Source organism: Streptomyces sp. NPDC004435 (assembly GCF_042873895.1).
Taxonomy (GTDB): Bacteria; Actinomycetota; Actinomycetes; order Streptomycetales; family Streptomycetaceae; genus Streptomyces.
In genome coordinates this window covers 443,227-463,616 of record NZ_JBIAMB010000004.1, presented here as the reverse complement: position 1 = coordinate 463,616, position 20,390 = coordinate 443,227, and the positions used below count along the sequence as shown (strand labels likewise).

The 20,390-nt window shown below is 73.9% G+C and carries 17 protein-coding genes; 4 read left to right on the top strand and 13 right to left on the bottom strand.

Features of this window, described 5'->3' with window-relative positions:
• Window positions 1-759 (top strand): biotin/lipoyl-containing protein (locus ACFYT9_RS10085; protein WP_389162098.1); only part of this gene is annotated, 759 nt, incomplete at its 5' end.
• Window positions 760-912: 153 nt separating this feature from the next.
• Here ACFYT9_RS10085 and ACFYT9_RS10080 read toward each other — a convergent pair.
• Window positions 913-1,875, bottom strand: a complete 963-nt coding sequence (locus ACFYT9_RS10080) for a DeoR/GlpR family DNA-binding transcription regulator (protein ID WP_376597688.1) — start codon at window positions 1,873-1,875, stop codon at window positions 913-915.
• A gap of 212 nt (window positions 1,876-2,087) precedes the next feature.
• The gene (locus ACFYT9_RS10075; RefSeq protein ID WP_389162097.1) at window positions 2,088-3,527 is read right to left on the bottom strand and encodes an NAD(P)H-quinone dehydrogenase; all 1,440 of its coding nucleotides are present in this window, start codon (window positions 3,525-3,527) and stop codon (window positions 2,088-2,090) included.
• A gap of 231 nt (window positions 3,528-3,758) precedes the next feature.
• Between ACFYT9_RS10075 and ACFYT9_RS10070 the strand changes: the two genes are divergently transcribed.
• The 3 genes from ACFYT9_RS10070 (at window position 3,759) to ACFYT9_RS10060 (ending at window position 7,143) form a co-directional block, all read left to right on the top strand.
• On the top strand, window positions 3,759-4,196 hold the full coding sequence (locus tag ACFYT9_RS10070; RefSeq protein ID WP_189847237.1) for a gamma-glutamylcyclotransferase: 438 nt from the start codon (window positions 3,759-3,761) through the stop codon (window positions 4,194-4,196).
• A gap of 175 nt (window positions 4,197-4,371) precedes the next feature.
• Window positions 4,372-5,175 carry a purine-nucleoside phosphorylase gene (locus ACFYT9_RS10065; protein WP_360310891.1) on the top strand — a complete coding sequence of 268 codons (804 nt, stop codon included), beginning with the start codon at window positions 4,372-4,374 and terminating at the stop codon, window positions 5,173-5,175.
• 315 nt (window positions 5,176-5,490) lie between these two features.
• Window positions 5,491-7,143 (top strand): phospho-sugar mutase, encoded by a 1,653-nt coding sequence (locus tag ACFYT9_RS10060; protein WP_389162094.1) that lies wholly within the window; start codon window positions 5,491-5,493, stop codon window positions 7,141-7,143.
• Window positions 7,144-7,212: 69 nt separating this feature from the next.
• Here the strand turns inward: ACFYT9_RS10060 and ACFYT9_RS10055 are convergent, their stop codons facing one another.
• The 11 genes from ACFYT9_RS10055 to ACFYT9_RS10005 all read right to left on the bottom strand — a co-directional run bounded on the left by ACFYT9_RS10055 (window position 7,213) and on the right by ACFYT9_RS10005 (window position 20,386).
• The gene (locus ACFYT9_RS10055) at window positions 7,213-8,025 is read right to left on the bottom strand and encodes a phosphate ABC transporter ATP-binding protein (protein ID WP_389162118.1); all 813 of its coding nucleotides are present in this window, start codon (window positions 8,023-8,025) and stop codon (window positions 7,213-7,215) included.
• 49 nt (window positions 8,026-8,074) lie between these two features.
• Window positions 8,075-8,950: a sortase gene (locus ACFYT9_RS10050; protein WP_389162093.1), complete on the bottom strand. Its 876-nt coding sequence runs from the start codon at window positions 8,948-8,950 to the stop codon at window positions 8,075-8,077.
• Window positions 8,947-10,245: a hypothetical protein gene (locus ACFYT9_RS10045; protein ID WP_389162091.1), complete on the bottom strand. Its 1,299-nt coding sequence runs from the start codon at window positions 10,243-10,245 to the stop codon at window positions 8,947-8,949. Before ACFYT9_RS10045 ends, ACFYT9_RS10050 begins: the two co-directional genes overlap by 4 nt.
• 185 nt (window positions 10,246-10,430) lie before the next feature.
• Window positions 10,431-11,405: a hypothetical protein gene (locus ACFYT9_RS10040; RefSeq protein ID WP_387279620.1), complete on the bottom strand. Its 975-nt coding sequence runs from the start codon at window positions 11,403-11,405 to the stop codon at window positions 10,431-10,433.
• A gap of 140 nt (window positions 11,406-11,545) precedes the next feature.
• A complete protein-coding gene (locus ACFYT9_RS10035; protein WP_389162088.1) occupies window positions 11,546-14,236 on the bottom strand; it encodes a hypothetical protein in 2,691 nt (896 codons plus the stop codon).
• On the bottom strand, window positions 14,236-16,134 hold the full coding sequence (gene pstS, locus ACFYT9_RS10030) for a phosphate ABC transporter substrate-binding protein PstS (protein WP_389162087.1): 1,899 nt from the start codon (window positions 16,132-16,134) through the stop codon (window positions 14,236-14,238). The genes ACFYT9_RS10035 and pstS overlap by 1 nt, the downstream gene beginning before the upstream one ends.
• Window positions 16,131-17,345 (bottom strand): phosphate ABC transporter permease PstA, encoded by a 1,215-nt coding sequence (gene pstA / locus ACFYT9_RS10025; RefSeq protein WP_389162085.1) that lies wholly within the window; start codon window positions 17,343-17,345, stop codon window positions 16,131-16,133. The genes pstS and pstA overlap by 4 nt, the downstream gene beginning before the upstream one ends.
• Window positions 17,346-17,359: 14 nt before the next feature.
• Window positions 17,360-18,403: a phosphate ABC transporter permease subunit PstC gene (gene pstC, locus ACFYT9_RS10020; RefSeq protein WP_389162084.1), complete on the bottom strand. Its 1,044-nt coding sequence runs from the start codon at window positions 18,401-18,403 to the stop codon at window positions 17,360-17,362.
• Between the two features lie 78 nt (window positions 18,404-18,481).
• Window positions 18,482-18,835, bottom strand: coding sequence for a DUF1508 domain-containing protein (locus ACFYT9_RS10015; RefSeq protein ID WP_389162082.1), 354 nt, complete (start codon window positions 18,833-18,835; stop codon window positions 18,482-18,484).
• Between the two features lie 156 nt (window positions 18,836-18,991).
• Window positions 18,992-19,624, bottom strand: a complete 633-nt coding sequence (locus tag ACFYT9_RS10010; RefSeq protein ID WP_376597667.1) for a PH domain-containing protein — start codon at window positions 19,622-19,624, stop codon at window positions 18,992-18,994.
• Between the two features lie 132 nt (window positions 19,625-19,756).
• Complete coding sequence (locus tag ACFYT9_RS10005; protein ID WP_387279609.1) at window positions 19,757-20,386, bottom strand: class F sortase; 630 nt, start codon at window positions 20,384-20,386, stop codon at window positions 19,757-19,759.
• Between the last annotated feature and the right edge of the window lie 4 nt (window positions 20,387-20,390).

Sequence of the window (20,390 nt, the reverse complement as noted above, 5' to 3'; positions counted from 1 at the left end):
GAGTTCCGTATCAACGGCGAGGACCCGGGCCGCGGTTTCCTCCCGGCCCCCGGCACGGTCACCCTCTTCCAGCCGCCGACCGGCCCCGGTGTCCGTCTGGACGCGGGTGTGGAGTCGGGCAGTGTCATCGGCCCGGCCTGGGACTCGCTCCTGGCGAAGCTGATCGTCACCGGCGCCACGCGTGAGCAGGCGCTGCAGCGGGCGGCGCGTGCGCTGGAGGAGTTCCGGGTCGAGGGCATGGCCACCGCCATTCCCTTCCACCGGGCGGCCGTGGTCGATCCCGACTTCACCGCCGATCCGTTCCGTGTCCACACCCGCTGGATCGAGACGGAGTTCGTCAACGAGATCAAGCCGTTCGCTCCGGCCGGTGCCGACGCGGACGAGGACGAGACGGGCCGCGAGACGATCGTGGTCGAGGTCGGCGGCAAGCGTCTGGAGGTCTCCCTCCCGTCCAGCCTGGGCATGACCCTGGCCCGTACCGGTCTGGCCGCCGGCGCCAAGCCGAAGCGCCGCGCCGCGAAGAAGTCCGGTCCGACCGCGTCGGGTGACACCCTCGCCTCGCCCATGCAGGGCACGATCGTGAAGATCGCGGTCGAGGAGGGCCAGGAGGTCAAGGAGGGCGACCTGATCGTCGTCCTGGAGGCCATGAAGATGGAACAGCCCCTCAACGCCCACAAGTCGGGCACCATTACCGGCCTCAACGCCGAGGTCGGCGCCTCCGTCACCTCCGGCGCCGGCATCTGCGAGATCAAGGCCTGACGGCCCGAAAGCTCACAGGGAAGGGCCCGCAGGCAGCCGCCTGGGGGCCCTTCGCCGCGTTCGGGGCGGGAGGGGACGGCGGCTCACTGCGTACGGCGGGGGACGGACGTGCTCACGGGGCGGAGCCCCCGCGCACGGGCCCGGGGGCGGGGCTCAGCGGCGGCGCAGGTCCGCGACGCGGGCCGTGCGCTCCAGGGGCTCGGCGCCGAGACCGGGGCCGGGACCGCGGAACTGGCCGGTGGGCATCCTGCCGCCGCGCTGGACGGGGAGCGGCATCTCCCGGCGGCCCCGGACGCCCGGGGGCAGCTGCTCGGGCGCGGGGACGCCGCTCTGGCCGGTGCCGGCCACGGCGATCTGCACGCCCTGGTCGGCGAGGGCCTGGAGCTCGGAGGCGGCCCGCTCGTCGTGCGGCGGGGGCTCGTCGGTGACCAGGCGGGTGATGACGTCGGTCGGCACCGTCTGGAACATGGTGTCGGTGCCGAGCTTGGTGTGGTCGGCGAGGACCACGACCTCGGCCGCCGCCTGCACCAGCGCCCGGTCCACGCTCGCGGAGAGCATGTTGGAGGTGGAGAGGCCGCGCTCGGCGGTGAGCCCGCTGCCGGAGAGGAAGGCGCGGGAGACCCTCAGCCCCTGGAGCGACTGCTCGGCCCCGCTGCCCACCAGGGCGTAGTTGGAGCCGCGCAGGGTGCCGCCGGTCATGACGACCTCGACCCGGTTGGCGTGCGCCAGGGCCTGGGCGACGAGCAGCGAGTTGGTGACCACGGTGAGGCCGGGCACCCGGGCGAGCCGGCGGGCCAGCTCCTGGGTGGTGGTCCCGGCGCCGACGACGATGGCCTCGCCCTCCTCGACCAGGCTCGCGGCGACGTCGGCGATGGCCGTCTTCTCCGCGGTCGCGAGATGGGATTTCTGCGGGAAGCCGGATTCTCGCGTGAATCCGCCCGGCAACACCGCACCGCCGTGCCGGCGGTCGAGGAGTCCTTCTGCCTCCAGGGCCCGTACGTCACGGCGCACGGTCACTTCGGAGGTCTGGACGACGCGGGCGAGCTCGCGGAGCGACACGGCCCCATTGGCTCGCACCATTTCGAGGATCAACTGGCGACGTTCTGCAGCGAACACAAAACTGACAGTAACGTGCGCCGCCGGTGCTTTTCAGCACTATGGGCCGGATTGCGGAAGATACACACAGGCGGGGCCCCCAAGTGGTATGGGGAGCCCCGCCATTGATCCGTTTTGTGCCCCGGCTATGCCCCGTCTTGCCGGGGGTTGTCCGAGTCGGCGAACCGTTCCCGCAGGCGGGGACGGTGATCGCCGGAGGTTTCGGGGGAGGGTCAGCCCTCGCCCGAGGTCTTTCGGGTGTGCAACTGCCGTGCCACTTCCGCGATCGAGCCCGACAGGGAGGGGTACACGGTGAAAGCATTTGCGATCTGTTCGACCGTCAGATTGTTGTCGACCGCGATCGAGATCGGGTGGATCAGCTCGCTCGCCCGGGGGGCGACGACACAGCCGCCGACCACGATGCCGGTGCCGGGGCGGCAGAAGATCTTCACGAAGCCGTCCCGGATGCCCTGCATCTTGGCGCGCGGGTTGCGCAGCAGCGGCAGCTTGACGACCCGGGCGTCGATCTTGCCGGCGTCGACGTCGGCCTGGGTGTAGCCGACGGTGGCGATCTCGGGGTCGGTGAAGACGTTCGAGGACACCGTCTTCAGGTTGAGCGGGGTCACCGCGTCGCCGAGGAAGTGGTACATCGCGATCCGGCCCTGCATGGCGGCGACCGAGGCCAGCGCGAAGATCCCGGTGACGTCGCCGGCCGCGTACACGCCGGGGGCGGAGGTGCGGGAGACCCGGTCGGTCCAGATGTGCCCGGACTCCTTCAGCCGGACCCCGGCCTCCTCCAGGCCCATGCCCGCGGAGTTCGGGATGGCGCCGACGGCCATCAGGCAGTGGGTGCCCGAGATGACCCGGCCGTCCGCGAGGGTCACCTCGACCCGGTCGCCGACCCGCTTGGCGGACTCGGCGCGGGAGCGGGCCATGACGTTCATGCCGCGGCGGCGGAAGACGTCCTCCAGGACGGCGGCGGCGTCCGGGTCCTCGCCCGGCAGGACGCGGTCGCGGGAGGAGACGAGGGTGACCCGGGAGCCGAGCGCCTGGTAGGCGCCGGCGAACTCGGCGCCGGTGACACCGGAACCGACCACGATGAGCTCCTCCGGGAGCTCCTTCAGGTCGTAGACCTGGGTCCAGTTCAGGATCCGCTCGCCGTCCGGCTTGGCGTCGGCCAGCTCGCGCGGGTGACCGCCGGTGGCGATCAGCACGGCGTCGGCGGTCAGCGTCTCCTCGGTGCCGTCGGCCGCCGTCACGATCACCTGGCGGGAGCCGTCCACGGCCTGGCGGCCGGAGAGCCGGCCGCGGCCGCGCAGGACCCGGGCGCCCGCCCGGGTGACGGAGGCCGTGATGTCGTGCGACTGGGCCAGCGCGAGACGCTTCACCCGTCGGTTGACCTTGCCGAGGTCCACGCCGACGACGCGGGCGGCCTGCTCCACGTGGGGGGTGTCGTCCGCGACGATGATGCCCAGCTCCTCGTAGGAGGAGTCGAAGGTGGTCATCACCTCGGCCGTGGCGATCAGGGTCTTGGAGGGGACGCAGTCGGTCAGGACGGACGCGCCGCCGAGGCCGTCGCAGTCGACGACGGTCACCTCCGCGCCGAGCTGGGCGCCCACCAGGGCAGCCTCGTATCCGCCGGGTCCGCCGCCGATGATCACGATCCGGGTCACTGGGATCTACGCCTCGCGCTCTCGTTCTGCGGGGGTGTGCGGCCCCCGTGGGCTGCAGTGCGTACGCCATTGTCCCGCACGCTTCAAGTGCGTACTCCATTCTCCCGTACGCCGCCCGGTCCCTCGCGCCGGGGCCGGAAAAGCCGGCCCCGGACCGCCCCGGGAGCACCCGTACGGCCCTCAACCTCGGCGTTCGCCGGATACCGGCGCCACTCCCGTACCCTCGGTCCCATGTCGCTCTACGCCGCCTACGCCGGCAACCTCGACGCGCGGCTGATGAGCCGCCGCGCCCCGCACTCCCCGCTGCGCGGCACCGGCTGGCTGAACGGCTGGCGGCTCACCTTCGGCGGGGAGCAGATGGGCTGGGAGGGAGCGCTCGCCACCCTCGTCGAGGCCCCGCGCCAGCAGGTCTTCGTGGCGCTGTACGACATCGCCCCGATGGACGAGGACTCGATGGACCGCTGGGAGGGCGTCGGGCTCGACATCTACCGGCGGATGCGGGTGCGCGTGCACACCCTCGACGGCGAGGAGGCGGCCTGGGTGTACGTGCTCAACGCCTACGAGGGCGGGCTGCCGTCCGCCCGCTACCTGGGCGAGGTCGCCGACGCCGCGGAGTCGGCGGGCGCGCCCCACGACTACGTGATGGAGATCCGCAAGCGCCCCTGCTGAGGGCGGAGCCGGAGCCCCGCCCGGGGTGCTTTCGTCGGAAACGACAAGACAACGATCGCATGTCCGTCCGCGCCGTCATCTACGCGCGTAGGAATTCTCGGGCTAGGCTTCTTCGCGAACGAATTCCGTCCGGGGTCACCTCCCTCGGACCCCCTCCCCGAGGCGAGAAGAGCCAGTGAACGCTACTGCCACCCCGTACGAGGCCGCCGAGGCCGCGGCCGCGCGTCTGCGCGAGCTGACCGGAGTCGAGAACCACGACGTCGCCCTGGTCATGGGCTCCGGCTGGGCCCCGGCCGTGGACGCCCTGGGCGCCCCCGAGGCCGAGTTCCCCGTCACCGAGCTCCCGGGCTTCCCGCCGCCGGCCGTCGAGGGCCACGGCGGCAAGGTCCGCTCGTACAAGATCGGCGACAAGCGCGCCCTGGTCTTCCTCGGCCGCACCCACTTCTACGAGGGCCGCGGGGTCGCCTCCGTCGCCCACGGCGTCCGCACCGCGGTCGCCGCCGGCGTGAAGACCGTCGTCCTGACCAACGGCTGCGGCGGCCTGCGCGAGGGCATGCGCCCCGGCCAGCCCGTCCTCATCAGCGACCACATCAACCTGACGGCCGCCTCCCCGATCGTCGGCGCGAACTTCGTCGACCTCACCGACCTGTACTCGCCGCGGCTGCGCGCGCTGTGCAAGGAGGTCGACGAGACGCTGGAGGAGGGCGTGTACGTCCAGTTCCCCGGCCCGCACTACGAGACCCCCGCCGAGATCAACATGGTCCGCGTCATGGGCGGCGACCTCGTCGGCATGTCCACCGTCCTGGAGGCCATCGCCGCGCGCGAGGCCGGCGCGGAGGTCCTCGGCATCTCCCTCGTCACCAACCTCGCCGCGGGCCTCTCCGGCGAGCCGCTCAACCACGAGGAGGTCCTCCAGGCGGGGAAGGACTCGGCGGCGCGCATGGGCGAACTGCTGACGCGGGTCCTCGACCGGATCTGACGCTTCCGTCACGGGGGCGGAGCGACCGGCAGCGGTGCGGGTGGGGCCGCTGCGCGGGGCCTCTCCCCCACCCCGCCCCTTCCCGGAACCGGGGCTCCGCCCCGGACCCCGCGCCTCAGACGCCGGCGGGGCTGAATCTCAGCCCGCCCGGCGTTCGAGGGCACGGCCGCAGGCCGTACGGGGGTCCGGGGGCTCGCCCCCAGTTCGGGAAGGGGCGGGGTGGGGAAAGGCTCCGCGCAGCGGCCCACCCCCGCACCCACCCGCACCCGCTCACGCACCACGACTCACCCCGCCGCAGACGAAAGGCGCATCACCGTGACGCAGGACGAACTCCTCGCCCGGGCCCAGGCGTGGCTCGCCGAGGATCCCGACCCCGAGACCCGGGAGGAGCTCGGCGCGCTCCTCGACCGGGGGGACACCGACGAGCTGGCCGTCCGGTTCGCCGGGACGCTGCAGTTCGGCACCGCTGGGCTCCGCGGCGAGCTGGGCGCCGGGCCCATGCGGATGAACAGGGCCGTGGTCATCCGGGCCGCCGCCGGACTCGCCGCGTACCTGAAGAAGGAGGGGCAGACCGGCGGTCTGGTCGTCATCGGCTACGACGCCCGCTACAAGTCGGCCGACTTCGCCCGCGACACCGCCGCCGTGATGACGGGCGCCGGGCTGCGCGCCGCGCTGCTGCCGCGCCCGCTGCCCACGCCGGTCCTGGCGTACGCCATAAGGCACCTGGGCGCCGTCGCCGGCGTCGAGGTGACGGCGAGCCACAACCCGCCGCGGGACAACGGCTACAAGGTGTACCTGGGCGACGGCTCGCAGATCGTGCCGCCGGCGGACGCCGGGATCGCGGCCGAGATCGACGCCGTCCGGGCGCTGGCCGACGTGCCGCGGCCGGAGGACGGCTGGGAGACCCTCGGCGAGGAGGTCCTGGAGGCGTACCTGGCCCGGACCGACGCCGTGCTGACCCCCGGCTCGCCGCGCAGCGCGCGCACCGTCTACACGGCCATGCACGGCGTCGGGAAGGACGTCCTGACGGCGGCCTTCGCCCGGCACGGCTTCCCGCCGCCCGCGCTGGTCGCGGCGCAGGCCGAGCCCGACCCGGCGTTCCCGACGGTCGCGTTCCCGAACCCGGAGGAGCCCGGGGCCATGGACCTGGCCTTCGAGGCGGCCCGGGCCGTGGACCCCGACATCGTCATCGCCAACGACCCGGACGCCGACCGCTGCGCCGTCGCCGTGCCGGACGCGTCCGTGGACGGCGGCTGGCGGATGCTGCGCGGCGACGAGGTCGGCTCGCTGCTCGCCGCGCACCTGGTGCGCAAGGGCGCCACCGGTGTCTTCGCCGAGTCGATCGTGTCGTCCTCGCTGCTCGGGCGGATCGCCGAGGCGGCCGGGGTCGGGTACGAGGAGACGCTGACCGGCTTCAAGTGGATCGCCCGGGTGGACGGTCTGCGGTACGGGTACGAGGAGGCGCTCGGCTACTGCGTGGACCCGGAGGGCGTCCGCGACAAGGACGGCATCACGGCGGCGCTGCTCGTCGCGGAGCTGGCCTCGGAGCTGAAGGAGCGGGGCCGGACGCTGACGGACCTGCTCGACGACCTGGCGGTGGAGCACGGGCTGCACGCCACGGACCAGCTGTCGGTGCGGGTGGAGGACCTGTCGGTCATCGCGGACGCGATGGCGGCGCTGCGCGAGAAGCCCCCGGTGCGGCTCGCGGGTCTCCCGGTGGTCTCGGCGGAGGACCTGACCAAGGGCACGGAGTCGCTGCCGCCGACGGACGGTCTGCGCTACCACCTGGACGGCGCGTACAAGGCGCGGGTGATCGTCCGCCCGTCGGGCACGGAGCCGAAGCTGAAGTGCTACCTGGAGGTCGTGGTCCCGGTCGCCGACGCGAGCGGTCTGGGCGCGGCGCGGGCGACGGGCACCGAGGTGCTGGGCGCGCTGAAGAAGGACCTGGCGGCGGCCGCGGGGCTGTGAGCCGGGCGTGAACGGCGAGGGCCGGTACGGGATCTCCGTACCGGCCCTTCGCCGTGCCCCCCGACCGCGCTATCCGAAGCGGCCGTTGACGTAGTCCGCCGTGCGGGGGTCGACCGGCGCACCGAACATCCGCTCCGTGGGGCCGTGTTCGACGATCACGCCGGGCGTGCCCTGTTCGGCGAGGAAGAAGGCGCAGGAGTCGGAGACCCGGGCGGCCTGCTGCATGTTGTGGGTGACGATCACGATCGTCACCTCGGACTTGAGCTCGGCGATGGTCTCCTCGACGCGCCGGGTGGAGGTCGGGTCGAGGGCGGAGCAGGGCTCGTCCATGAGGAGCACGCGGGGGCGGACGGCGAGCGCGCGGGCGATGCAGAGGCGCTGCTGCTGGCCGCCGGAGAGGGCGCCGCCGGGCTGCCGGAGCCGGTCCCTGACCTCGTTCCAGAGGCCGGCGCGGGTCAGGCACTCCTCGACGAGGGCGTCCTTCTCGTCCCGGCCGGCCCGGACGCCGCCGAGCTTGAGGCCGGCGAGGACGTTCTCGTACAGGGACATCGCAGGAAAGGGGTTGGGCTTCTGGAAGACCATGCCGATCTCGCGGCGGGCGTGGGTGATGCGGCGGCCCCGGTCGTAGATGTCGGCGCCGTCGAGGAGGACGCGGCCGGCGAGGGCGGCGGAGCCGATGAGTTCGTGCATCCGGTTGAGGATGCGGAGGAAGGTGGACTTGCCGCAGCCGGAGGGACCGATGAGGGCGGTCACCTCGTGCGCGGGCATGGCGAGCGAGACCCGGTCGAGGACCTTGCGGTCGCCGAACCAGGCGGAGACGGCCTCGGCGTCGAGCGCTCCGGCGCGGCCCGCCGGCGGCTTGCCGGCGGGGACGGGCGGCAGGGTGACGGTGTCGGCGAGCTCGGTCACGGTGTCATCAGCTCCACGGCTTTCAGAGGAGGTTGGGCAGGAGGCGGGTCAGCTCGCCGGAGACGAGGACGCCGAGGGCGAGGAGCACGGGGGTGGCGGCGATCCAGGTCTGGCGGGGGCCCCAGCGGCGGCGGGCGACGACGGTGAGGACGGCGGCGAGGAGGAGCGCCTGGGCGCCGAGGAAGATGTTCGGCCAGGCGGCCGGGTCGCCGGCGAGCGGTTTCTCGGCGTCGGTGATCCAGCCGGGCCGCAGCGGCCGCGCCGGGCTGGGCTGGACGTCGGAGCGCAGCTTCGCGTCGACGAAGAGGAAGTTCTCCGGGGTGTACGCGCCGCCGTCGGCCGTGACCAGGGTCAGCCGGCCCTCGCCCGCGCCGGGGGCGGCGAGGGTGGGATCGCCGGGGCGGCGGACGCCCACCACCTCGTAGACGGCCTCGCCCTGACCGGTCGTCACCTCGACGCGGGCGCCGGGCGGCAGCCGGTGCAGGTCGTTGAAGGGGCTGCCGTATCCCCACTGGCGCCCCATGAGGACGGCCGTCCCCGCCTGGCCGGGCAGCGGGGTGTCCCGGCGGTGGCCGGGGCCCGACATGAGGACCTCCGAGGTGGTGCCCTCGGCGACGACCTCGCGCACGCCGAGGACCGGGATGCGGAGCAGGGCGACGGGGTCGCCGAGGGCGACCGCCCTGCCGTCGTAGGTGGTCTGCCCCACCGGGGCCGTGCCGAGGGCGAGTTGCTCGCGCAGCTCGTCGTAGGCGGTGGACTGGTCGCGGGCGTGCTGGAGGTGTCCGACGACGGTGAGGTTGGCGGCGAAGCCGATGAGAAGGGCGGCGAGGACGCACAGCGCCGCCCCGGCCAGGCCGAGCCCGGCGCGGGGGGCGGCTGGTGCCGGTGCGGTGGTCACGGCCGGGCGACCGCCTTGCGGCGGCGGGCCTCGATCACGGCGGCGGCGCCGAGCAGGCAGAGCGCGAGCGCTCCGGCCGCGGCGGAGGCGGCGGACGCGGCACCGGTGGCCGCGAGCCGGCCGCCGGTTCCCCCCTGGATGCCGGTGCCGCCGCCGGAGGCGGGACCCGTGCCGGTGGAGCCGTCTCCGGTGGTCGCGTCGGAGCCGCCGGAGGAACCCCCGGAGGCGGAACCCGAGCCGGAGGAGCCGGAGTCGGAGCCGCCGTCGTCCGTGGTGGCGCCCGGGGACGGGGTGGCCGGCTCGGAGGCGGAGGGAGTCGCCGACTCGGAGGGGGTGACCGATGCGGACGGAGTGGCCGACTCGGAGGGGGTCACCGAGTCGGAGGGGGTGGGGGTGGCGGTGGTCCCGGTGGGGTGGGGAGTGGAGGGGGTGGGCGTGGTGGGCGTGGGCGTGGTGCCGGTCGGGGTGGGCGTGGGCTCGGTCACGTACAGGGTGTAGACGTGGGAAGCGGGGGTGTGGGCCTCGGGGTCGGTGGGAGTGAACGTGGCGACCACGGGCAGTCCGTCGTTGTTGACGGCGGGCTCGGTGACGGTGACCTCGGCCTTCCCGGCGACGACGTCGGCGGTGCCGATGTCGACGAGTTCCTCGTTCACGAACTTCTGGAAGGTCACCGTTCCGGCGGCCTCCTGGGGCTGGAGGTGCGCGATGATCCTGGCGGGCTCGCCGGCGACGGCCGGCTCGGGGTCGGACCTCACCTCCAGCAGGGTCGCCCGCTGCGCGATCGGGGCCCAGGTGTCACCGGTGACCTGGACCATGGTGGAGAAGAAGTGCTCCGTCTCGACCCCGGTCGCGGTCTGGCAGTAGAGGCGGAGTTCGTACCGGCCGTCCAGCGGTCCTTCGGGGATGAACCACCTCAGGCCCTCCTGGAGCGACAGCGGATCGGCCCCGGTGTCGAGGGGCCGGGTGAAGGGGCCGTCGCTCAGGGGCTCCCCCACGGTGGTCATCGCCAGGCGGTGGAAGTTGCCGATGGGCCCGGGCTCGACCACGACGAGCCGGCCCCTGACGTAGGGCTTCGCGGGGTCGGCCGGCGCGGGGCAGGCCGCGGGGGTGGCGACCCCCGTGCCGAGGGGCTTGTCGGTGAGGGAGCCCGAACCGCCCTGAAGGGTGAAGGTGCCGTGCAGTGTGGCGGCCTTGGCGGGGGCGGCCATGGCCAGGACGACGGCGAGGGTGCCGCAGAGGAGGGCGAGCGCCATGAGGAGCGCGACGGGTGATCGGTGTGGTGCGGGGCGGTTCATCCGGGTCCCCCAGGAATCGGTTGCGGAAGCGGGCGGGTCGGCGGACCGGGTGGCGGCTCCCGGTCCGGGTCAGGAAGCGGTGGCGGTCGGCGCCCGCCCGTGAGGACGGTGCCGGGTGCGGGTACGCCGTGGGGCCGGGCACCCTGGGGTGCCCGGCCGTTGCGCGGTGACGGGGAGCCTGGTGGTCAGCGCTCGCCCTTGAGGGTCGTGGCGCCGCAGGCGGTGCCCAGGGTGCCGAAGCCGTAGTTGGCGATGGTCGCGCCGGCGGCGCAGACCTTGGAGGACGAGCCGACGAAGGTGGAGGCGATCGTGGCGTTGGTCAGCTTCGCGCTCGGGACGACGTTGTAGACGTCACGCGTGAAGGGGAAGGCCAGGTTGAGCGACTTGTCGGCGTTGCGCGGAGCGACGGTGTTGACGGAGCCGAGCACGGCCGTGCCCCGGCGGTCGGCGACGACGAGCTTCTCCTGCGCCGTGTACTGGGCGACGGAGTAGGGGGCGATGTCGCCGTCGGTGTCGAGGACGGTGCCGTCGTTCTCCTGGACGCCCTGCTGGACGCAGGCGCCCGGGGTGGTGACGCCGATCGCGGAGAGGAAGAACTGGCGGGTGCCGGAGTTGGACTGCGGCAGGATCGGCGTGAGCGTCACACCGTTGAGGCTGGTGAGGTTGCACTCGTAGATCGACTTGAGCTGGGCCGTCGTCAGGTCGGACGGCAGGGCGCTGCTGGAGCGCTTGGCCCAGGACACGGCGTCCTTGGCGAAGGGGATCCAGGTGAGGTCCGTGGTGGAGGTGTCGACGGGGCCGCGCGAGGAGCGGGCGAAGTCGAGGCAGCCGGAGGCGGTGTCCACGGCGTTGCGGAGCGCGTCGATGCCGGCCGAGGAGCCGTTCGGGCGGTTGATCACGCAGCCGGCGGACTTGGTCTTGACGGTGGCGGAGCCGGTGGCGTCCCAGGAGGCGATGATCTTCTGGTTGACCGCGTTCAGGACGACGTTGCCGAGGCCGTTGAGCACGTCCTGGGTCGTGTCGGAGCCGACACCGGCGAGCGTGCGGTACTGGGTGACCGGGTTGGGGTCGGCCTGGGCCGCCGGGGCGACGGCGACACCGAGACCGAGGGCGGCCACACCGAGGGCGGCACCGATACGAGCGCGGGAATTGACGTTCACTTCTGATCTCCTCCGTGCATACGGATGTCTTTGAATGGACGCACAAGGCACACGCGAATCCGGATCTCGTATTTCCGGGCCGGCCCGTCGGCCGGCCGGGAACAACAATTCCGCACAGGCCGATGCGGGAACCACCACGTTCAGTCGCTCTTCAGGTGACGAAATCCTTTCCTAGGTGAATCCGAGGGGTTCGGGCGGCGGCCGGCGAACCGGAGGACGGCGGGTCCGGCGAGAGCGGCGGCGGCGCCGACGACGAGTACGCCGAGGAGGATCCAGCGGATCCAGCCCAGGATCTGGGAGGGGGTGGTGCCGGTCGCCGAGGCGGCGAGCCGCTCACCGGGGCCGGACGGGGCGGGCGGCGGAGCGGAGGACGGCGCCCCGGTGCCCGTACCGCCGGAGGGGGTGGGCGGGGCGGTGGAGCCCGTACCCGAGCCCGGTCCGGAGGAGGAGCCGGTGCCGGATCCGGAGGAGCCGGAGGCACCGGCCGGCGGTTCCGCTCCGGCGGGCACCGGCGTGGACGGTTCCCCCGCGCCGCCGCCGGAGTCCGCGCCGGGGTCCGGGCCGCCCGGCGTACCGGACGGTGTGCCCGGAGCGGTCGGCCGCGGCACCGGTCCCCGTTCCAGGAGGTCGGCGGCGGCGACGGCGCGGGCGCTGAGCTCGGCCGGGAGCGGGGCGTAGCCGAAGGGCAGGTCGCCGGGGGCCGTGCCCTGCCGCTGGCCGGGGCCGGCCGCGTACCGCATCACGCGCGCGTAGTCCCGGCGGGCGTCGGCGGGCAGACCGGTGGAGGCCGCGGCGTAGGTCACGACGGTCAGCGGGTAGCCGCCCGCGCGGACCCGGGCCGGGTCCGGGGCGAGGACGCCCGGCACCGCCGAGTCCCGGAACTGGCCGACCGCCTCGAGGAGGGCGTCGGAGGTGGGCAGGACGTAGGTGCCGTCCGCGTCGGGCAGGGCGGCGACCTTGAGCTGATAGCGGGCGGCGGAGGCGCTCTCGGTGATGCCGTAGGCGCGGCGGGAGCCGGGCAGCGGCGCCGGGCCGACGAGCTTCAGCCCTCCTGAGGCGGTGTCCAGGTCGGCCTCGTACTTGCTGTTGTGGCTGCCCCGGCGGGTGCCCCGGGCGACCTCGTGGAGATCGCCGGCGTACGGCGAGCGTTCAAGCGCCCCGTACGCGATCGTCTTCCCGGACAGGCTCAGCACGGTCTCGGTCGGGTCGGCCTTCGGGAACTCGTAGAGGCTCGTCCCGGGCAGGCCGAGGTCCGCGTAATGAGGATTGACCTTCATCCCCCACGGGTCCGGCTTTCCCTCCAGGAATGCGCGCGCCTCGCGATTTCCGCGCAGGTAGTCCCAGACGACCTTGGAGGCGTCGGAACGCTCGGCGGAGAGCAGGATTCCACCCGGGTAGTTCATCGCGGCGGGCGGATGTTCCTTGAATCGCGGATTCAGGTCCAGGAATTCCGGATCGCGGACGATGGAGACCGGATTCGCCTTGAGGTGGTCGGGCGGCGGCAGGTCGGAGGTGCTCACCCGGACGTCGTACGGATAGGACAGCGTGAGCAGCTTCGCGAGGAGGCGGGGGCTGAGCCTCAGGTCCTTCACGAGCCCGATGTCGTCGGCCTCCCAGAAGAAGCCCACTGTCAGCCCGCTGACGGCGACCGGCGCGTGGACGAAGCCCGGCGCTCCCCCGCCCGGCGCTCCCCCGGAGGGCTCCGGCGGCTCGACCGGCTCGGGCGGCTCGACCGGCTCGACGGTGAAGCCGAGGCCCGGGGAGTTGGCGGTCGGCGCGAGGAGGCCGGAGCGGACCGCCTCCTCGCCGCGCTGGGAGAAGGTGAAGCGGGTGGCGCCGCCCGCGCAGAGGGCCGACTGCCAGGAGGTGACGGCCTCGGTGACCAGCTCGGAGCCGGTCATACGGCGCTCGGTCCGGTCGGTCGGGCAGGGGTCGCCGACCGGCAGGAAGCCGAGCGGGAAGACGAGCCGCTGCTCCCAGTTGGTGGTGGAGAGCGGCGAGCTCTGCGGCCTGAGGTTGTTCTGCGTGCCGTCGGGGTCGTAGGAGCCGCGCGGCACCACGACGAGCCAGCAGCCCCGGCCCCGGAGCCCGGCGCCGGTGCCCTGCGGGTCGCCGCAGCCGAGGTGGGGCGCCTCGCGGGACGACTGGAGGTTGAAGCCGGCCTCGCCGGTGCCGTCCGGCTGGGTGACGAGGTAGGGCTCCTCGTTGGTGTCGACGGGGCTGAAGTACGTCCAGTCGGTGCTCTTGCCGGTGGCCGGGCCGGAGACGGGGGTGAAGGGGACGAAGGGACTGGTGGTGTTGCCGGGGAACTCGGGGTCCGGGATGTCCTCGGCGTACTCCTTCTCCCTCGGGTCGGTGCCCGCGACGAGCACCCGGCGCCCGACGTGCGTACCGACGTTCAGGCCGCTCAGCGAGAGGGCGCCGAACTGGCACTGCTCCCGGCGCGGACCCGCCGGGTCGTCGCCCCAGCACTGCATGATCTGGAGGAAGTCGGTACCGCCGACCGTGGGCCGGCCGCCCTTCCAGGTGACCTGGACGCCCTGTCCGCGCAGGTTCCGCGTCTGGTGCACGGTCACCTCCAGGCCGGAGAAGTCGTCGTACGGGCCCCGGCCGCCGCGCTTGGTGACGGCCGAGCTCCCGGAGTCGGTGGCGGCGACGGCCCGCGGGTCCTGCGGCAGCGGAAGCAGCGCGAGGACGAGCGCGAGGAGCAGGGCCCCGAGCCCGAGGGACCGGGAGCGGGGGACGGGAGACCGTCCGGAGGCCCGCGGGCGGAGGCGGGTGGCCGGGGTGCCGCCGGCCGCGGGCCGCGGCGTCGCGTCGGGGTACCGCATCACCGGCCACCCCCCTGGCGGTCCGCGCGCGCGGCCAGCAGACGGCCGACCAGCGGCGGGGCGATGACGGTGGCGAGGAGCAGGAAGGCCGAGAGGACCATCAGCAGACCGCGCAGGCCTGCGCCCGAGTCGGCAGCGAGGGTCACGGGGGTGCCGACGACGGGGTTCCCCGCGAAGGCGTCCCCGCCCCCGCCCCCGGCGCCGTCGCCGCCGCCCGCCGCCGCTCCCGCGCCGCCGTCCGGGACGATGTCGCCGGTGTCGGGGTCCACGACCGGGCCGCCGCTGCCGCCGGAGGCCGCGGCACCCGCGCCTCCGGAGCCGGAGCCGGTGCCGTTGCCGCCGGTGCCGGATGCGGCGCCGGCCGCGGTCCCGCCGGTGCCGGTGGCGCCGGTCGACCCGCTGCCGGTCCCGCCGGTGGAACCCGTACCCGGTCCCGTACCGCCGCCGGTACCACCTGTCCCGCCGCCGGAACTCCCGCCGGAGCCGACGCCGTTTGAGCCTCCGGAGCCTGAACCGCCCGACGGGGAGCCGCCGGTGGCGCCGCCGGAGCCGGAACCACCGCTCGTACCACCGCCGTCGACGACCGGGGTCGCCACTCCCCTGGCCCCGCCCGTGCCGTCGGCGCACTGCCGGGGGCCCTGCTTGTCGCAGGACTTCGGCCTCGGGGCGTTCTCGGCGAGGGTGTTGGTGCCGTCGGAGGAGAAGGTGGGGTTGCGGCAGGAGGAGAGGTCCACGCCACCGGTGGGGGCGCCGGGGATGCGGCGGACCTGGTCGAAGCCGGCCTGGACGAGGTTCTTCGGCAGCGGCGAGTAGCCGAGCTCCTCGGCCTGCTGCTGGCCCTCGCAGAGGAAGTAGCGGGCGAAGGTGCCGAGCGAGCGTCCCTTGTCTGCGGTGTGCGGGGCGCTGTCCGAGGTGGGGACGATCATGTAGCTGTAGCTGGAGAGCGGGTACGCGCGGGAGTCCGCCGAGCGGTAGACGTCGTCGAGGATCTGCGTGAGGTAGTCCGCCGAGGCGCGGTCGGTGTTGATCCGGGCCCTGAGGAGGGCGACGGCGACGGCCTGGGCGGTCGGCTCGACGTAGTGGCCCGACCGGTTGAGGACCTTGACGACGGGGAAGTGCGCGTTGACGGCGTACGAGTACTCGACGTAGGTGATCGCTCCCTCGCCCTGCGGCTGGCGGACGTGCGCCGAGACGCCGAGGGAGCCGGACTTGGCGACCGCCGTCGTGCCGGGCACGACGGGGAAGTAGGAGGTCATGCCGCAGGGGGTGGAGCGGCCGGCCCGGCGGCAGTGCTCGTTCCAGACGGCGCCGTGCTCCTTGGCGAGCCAGGTGGTGAACTGGGCGGTGGTGCCCGAGCCGTCGGAGCGGACGACGGGCACGATCCGGCGGGCGGGGAGGGTGAGGCCGGGGTTGTCGGCCTTGATCTCGGGCGCGTTCCACATGGTCAGCTGCCCGGTGAAGATCTTCGCGAGGACGGGGCCGGACAGGCGCAGGTTGGTGACCTGGCGGCCGCCGATGCGGAGGTTGTACATGAAGGCGGTGCCGCCCGCGACGATCGGCATGTAGGCGTAGCCGCGGCCGGGCGGGACGTCGGTGGCGCCGCCGTCGGTGAGGCCGTAGGGGATCTCGGAGACGGCGAAGTCGACGGTGCCGTTCTTGAACTGCTCGCGGCCCTGCGAGGAGCCGTTGGCGTTGAAGTTGACGGTCAGTCCGATGTTGGCGCCGATGTTGCGCCGCCACTGCTCGACGGCGTTGGAGCTCCAGGTGGAGCCGGAGCCGGTGATCTTGGTGTAGCCGGCGGCCTGGGCGGCGGGCGGGCCCGCGAGGAGGGCGAGCAGTGCGCAGAGCACGGTGCCCAGGCCCAGGAGGGTGCGGGTGAGCGGGACGGGCGATCTCACGACGTGCTCCTCGGAGGTGCGGACCGGTGGGGAAGGAGGGAGGCGCGGGCGAACCGGGCCGCGTCCTCCCGCGAGGCCGCCGCCCGCCGGCGCTCCTGGCGCTTCGTCAGCTGTCCGGGACCGCGTCCGCCGGCGATCCGGGCGAGCACGAAGAGGAGCAGGACGAGGAGCATCAGCACGGCGGCGGTGCCGGAGCCGCGGGCGATCATGTTCGGTTCGGGCGACTTGACGAGTTCGAAGGTGGCGAGCGGCAGGGAGACCTGGGCGCCGGCCGTCGGCAGCGCGTTGAGCTCGGCGGTGAAGCCGGCGGTGAGCAGCACGGGCGAGGTCTCCCCCACCCCGCGGGCGGTGCCGAGGATGACGGCGGTGGTGAGGCCGGAGCGGGCGGTGGGCAGGACGACGTGCCAGACCGTGCGCCAGCGCGAGGCGCCCATGGCGTACGACGCCTCCCGCAGGGTGCCGGGGACGAGCCGGATGACGACGTCGGAGGCGCGGATGATGATCGGCAGCATCATCACGGAGAGGGCGAGCGCGGCGGCGAGGCCGGAGCGCTCCATGCCCAGGGCGAGGATGACGGTGGCGTAGACGAAGAGGCCGGCGACGATCGACGGCAGCGCGGTCATCGCCTCGACGATGGTGCGGACGAGGCGGGCGAAGGGGCCGGGGACCTCGTTGAGGAAGACGGCGCAGACGATGCCGGCCGGGACGGTGAGGACCAGGGCGATGCCGACCTGCTCCAGGGTGCCGACGACGGCGTGCAGGACGCCGCCGACGTCGAGCGGTTCGAGCGGCCCCGCGAGGCTCATGTCCTCGGTGAAGAAGTTGAGGTGGACGAGGGCCTCGCGGCCCTCCCAGAGGGTGAAGGCGACGACGAAGACGAGGACCGCGAGGAGGACGAGCCCGAGGGTGCGGACGACCACGCCGGCGACCCGGTCGCGGACCGCGGGGCCGTCCTCGTCGAAGGAGACGAGCAGGGCGTACAGGCCGAGGAAGAGGGCGTACGCGACGAGGACGAAGCCGACGGGGCCGGAGAAGGGCAGCAGCCGGGCGAAGAGCAGCCAGGTGAGGGCGAGGGCGGCGGCCGCGGCGCCGAGGACGGCGTAGACGTCGGTGGCGCGCGTGCCGGAGGTGGCGCGGCGGCGCTCGGGGCCGGCCGGCGGGGCCTGTCCGGCGGGCGGTCGCAGCGCCGGCCGCTCCGGGGCGATGGTCATACGGGTTCCCCCTGTTACGCGTCGCTGGACGCGCCGGAGCGGCTGCGGGCGACGATGGACGAGGCGGCGAAGTTGACGATCAGGGTCATGACGAAGAGCGCGAAGCCGGCCGCCATCAGGGCGGACATGCCGAAGGCGGTGGCCTCGCCGTAGCGCAGCGCGATGAGCGAGGAGACCGAACTGGTGCCGGTCTGGAGCACGTGCCACTGGATGGTGAAGACCTGCGAGATGACCATGTAGACGGCGATGGTCTCGCCGAGGGCGCGGCCGAGGCCGAGCATGGTGCCGCCGATCATGCCGCCCTTGCCGAAGGGCAGGACGACGGAGCGGATCATGCCCCAGCGGGTCGCGCCGAGCGCGTACGCCCCCTCGCGCTCACCGGCGGGGGCCTGGGAGAAGACCTCGCGCATGATCGAGCAGATGATCGGGGCGACCATCATCGCGACGACGAGCCCGGCGACGAAGGTGGAGGAGGTGTAGACGGTGGGCGGGGCGAGCGGGTCGTCCGGGTCCGCGCCGTCGACGCGGAGGAAGGGGATCCAGCCGAAGTACGCGGAGATCCAGCGGGCGATCGGCAGGATCGATTCCTCCAGCCAGAACACGCCCCAGAGGCCGTAGACGACCGAGGGCACGGCGGCCATCAGGTCCACGGTGGAGATCAGGGTGCGGCGCAGCCGGGGCGGGGCGTACTCGGAGATGTAGAGCGCGGCGCCGGTGGCCAGCGGGACGGCGACGACGATCGCGACGAGGGCGATGAGGACGGTGCCGAGGAGGACGGCGGCGATGCCGAACCTCCCGGCGTCGGGCTCCCAGTTCTCGGTGGTGAGGAAGGAGCCGCCGGCCCGGTCGAGGGCCTGCCAGGCGCGGTGCAGGAGGAAGCCGCCGACGAGGAGCATCACGGCGAGGACGAGCCCGCCGCCGGTGCGGGCGACGCCGCGGAAGACCCGGTCGGCCGGGCCGGGGTCGGCGTACAGCCGTCTCGGCGCGTCGGGCGGGCCGTCGGGCCGCGGGTCGGGGGCGCCGGGCGGCGCGGGCGGATCGGTCGTCTCGGTCGTCACGGGAAGGACCCAAGCCCGGCCCGGTTGACGTGCCGGCCACGCGAGGTGAATGAGGGGCGCCCGAGAGGCAACTTCCGTTCACCATAAGGCGGTTGAGGTCCAGTGCGTGGCCTCGGCGGCCATCAGGGAGCGGAAGCGGTCATAGGCGGAGCGGCAGGTGGAGTGGCGCTCGTACGCCCTCCCGGAGAGGGCGGCGGTGCTGCCCTCGGCGTCCCGCAGCAGCCAGACCCAGCCGTGGCCGCCGGCGGTGTGCTGCACCCCGCCGCCCATGGCCGCGTGCCCGGCGCAGAGCGCCGCGAAGGCGGCCCGGCAGGCGGCGTGGTCGGTGAAGCACTGCCCCGACCGGGCCACCACCCGCCCGTTCTGCGCGACCAGCCGCCAGCCGTATCGTCCGTCGGCTCTGACGTCGACCAGACAACGTGTTCCGGACACACCGGTGCCCTTGGTCATTGCCCCCACCCCCACAGTCTCGGCACGGGCAATCTATTGACCCGGCCCGGATCGTTGGGAGCTAAACCAACTGCGCGAGGCATGCTTCACCCCGCCGTTGCCCCTAGGACACCGGCGGGGTGGGCGGCGGATCGGGGCTCAGCCGGTGGCGGCGAGCACCACCAGGAGGATCAGGCCGACGACGGCCGGGGCGATGATCTCGTACGCCCAGCGCACCTGCGGCTCGCCCTGCGCCCCGGCGCCGTCCCGCCGGCTCTCGGCCAGCTCCCGCAGGTCGGCGACGTTCTGGTCGCTGGGCGCGGTGCGCGCCGCGCTGTCCCGGACGTCGGCGGTGACCGAGGTGCGTCCGTGGGGGTCGTCGTGGGCGGCGCGGGCGGCCCTGCGCGCGGCCCGCTTCCGCTGCCGCAGCGAGACGGGGACGGCCCACAGCTGGTACTTCGCGCCGTCCTGGGTGAAGACCTCGCTGGAGTAGCCGGCCCGGATGTCGGCGACGGACGCCCAGGGCAGCAGGATCGAGCGGAAGGGGTTGCGGATGCGGAGCCGGTCCTCATTGGCGTACACGGCGGGCCGGACGGTGAAGGCGACGATCAGCGGCACGGCGAGCAGCAGCCCGGCCAGCGCGAGCCACGGCGCCCGGCCCTCGCCGCGCACCAGCGCGTCGATCACGAAGACGAGCGTCAGGACGAGGAGGAAGACGCCTCCCGCGATGGCGAAGGGAGAGCGGTAGACACGGTCGGCGGCGGGCGGCTCGGAGGGCGTGGGGCTCGTCATGCCGCCGATTGTGCCTCAGGAGGCGCCGCGGGGCTCGGGCACCCCGCTCGGGCGCCGCGGCGGTCCTCCTCGGGCCCCGGCCGGCGCAGCCTTTGAGTCGCCGGGCGGCCGGAGGGGCGGAGGGAACGGCGCTCAGGCCTTCCGGCCGGCGACGAGGTCGGCGTACAGGATGATGTTGTCCGGCCGGTGCCCGTCGACGAGTTCGCCGCCGCAGGTGATCACGCGCAGTTCGGGGCGGCGGGTGTCGCCGTAGACCCTGTCGGTCGGGAAGGCGTCCTTGTCGACCTGTTCCAGCTCGCGGACGCGGAAGACGGCGGCGGTCCCGTCCGCGCGGGTCACGGTGATCTCGTCGCCGACCCGGACCCGGGAGACGTCCTTCAGGACGGCCGGCCCGCGCTCCGTGTCGAAGTGCCCGATGAGGACGGCGGGCCCGGTCTCGCCGGGCGTGACGCCCTTGCCGTACCAGCCGATCCTGTCGGCGTGCGCGACGGACGGCACCTCGACGGTGCCGTCGGCGTTCAGTCCGAGCTCCAGGATCCCCCGGGCGTCCACGGCCGCGGAGGGCAGCTGGACCCGCACGGGCAGCGAGCGGGCGAGCGGCCGGACCGGCGCGGTGCTCGCGGTCGGGGCCGGTGCGGCGGACTCCGCGATCCGGGCGGGCGGGGTGGCGGGGCCGGTCCCGCCCGAGCAGCCGGCGAGCGCGGCGAGGACGGCCGCGCAGAGCAGGGCGGAGGCGGTACGGCGGCGGTGGTGGTGCTTCATGGGC

Coding starts and splice junctions, on each gene's coding strand:
- ACFYT9_RS10070 (WP_189847237.1), top strand. CDS start 3,759: ATGTCGCTCTACGCCGCCTACGCCGGCAACCTCGACGCGCGGCTGATG.
- ACFYT9_RS10045 (WP_389162091.1), bottom strand. CDS start 10,245: ATGAACCGCCCCGCACCACACCGATCACCCGTCGCGCTCCTCATGGCG.
- ACFYT9_RS10035 (WP_389162088.1), bottom strand. CDS start 14,236: ATGCGGTACCCCGACGCGACGCCGCGGCCCGCGGCCGGCGGCACCCCG.
- pstA (WP_389162085.1), bottom strand. CDS start 17,345: ATGACCATCGCCCCGGAGCGGCCGGCGCTGCGACCGCCCGCCGGACAG.
- ACFYT9_RS10010 (WP_376597667.1), bottom strand. CDS start 19,624: ATGACGAGCCCCACGCCCTCCGAGCCGCCCGCCGCCGACCGTGTCTAC.
- ACFYT9_RS10005 (WP_387279609.1), bottom strand. CDS start 20,386: ATGAAGCACCACCACCGCCGCCGTACCGCCTCCGCCCTGCTCTGCGCG.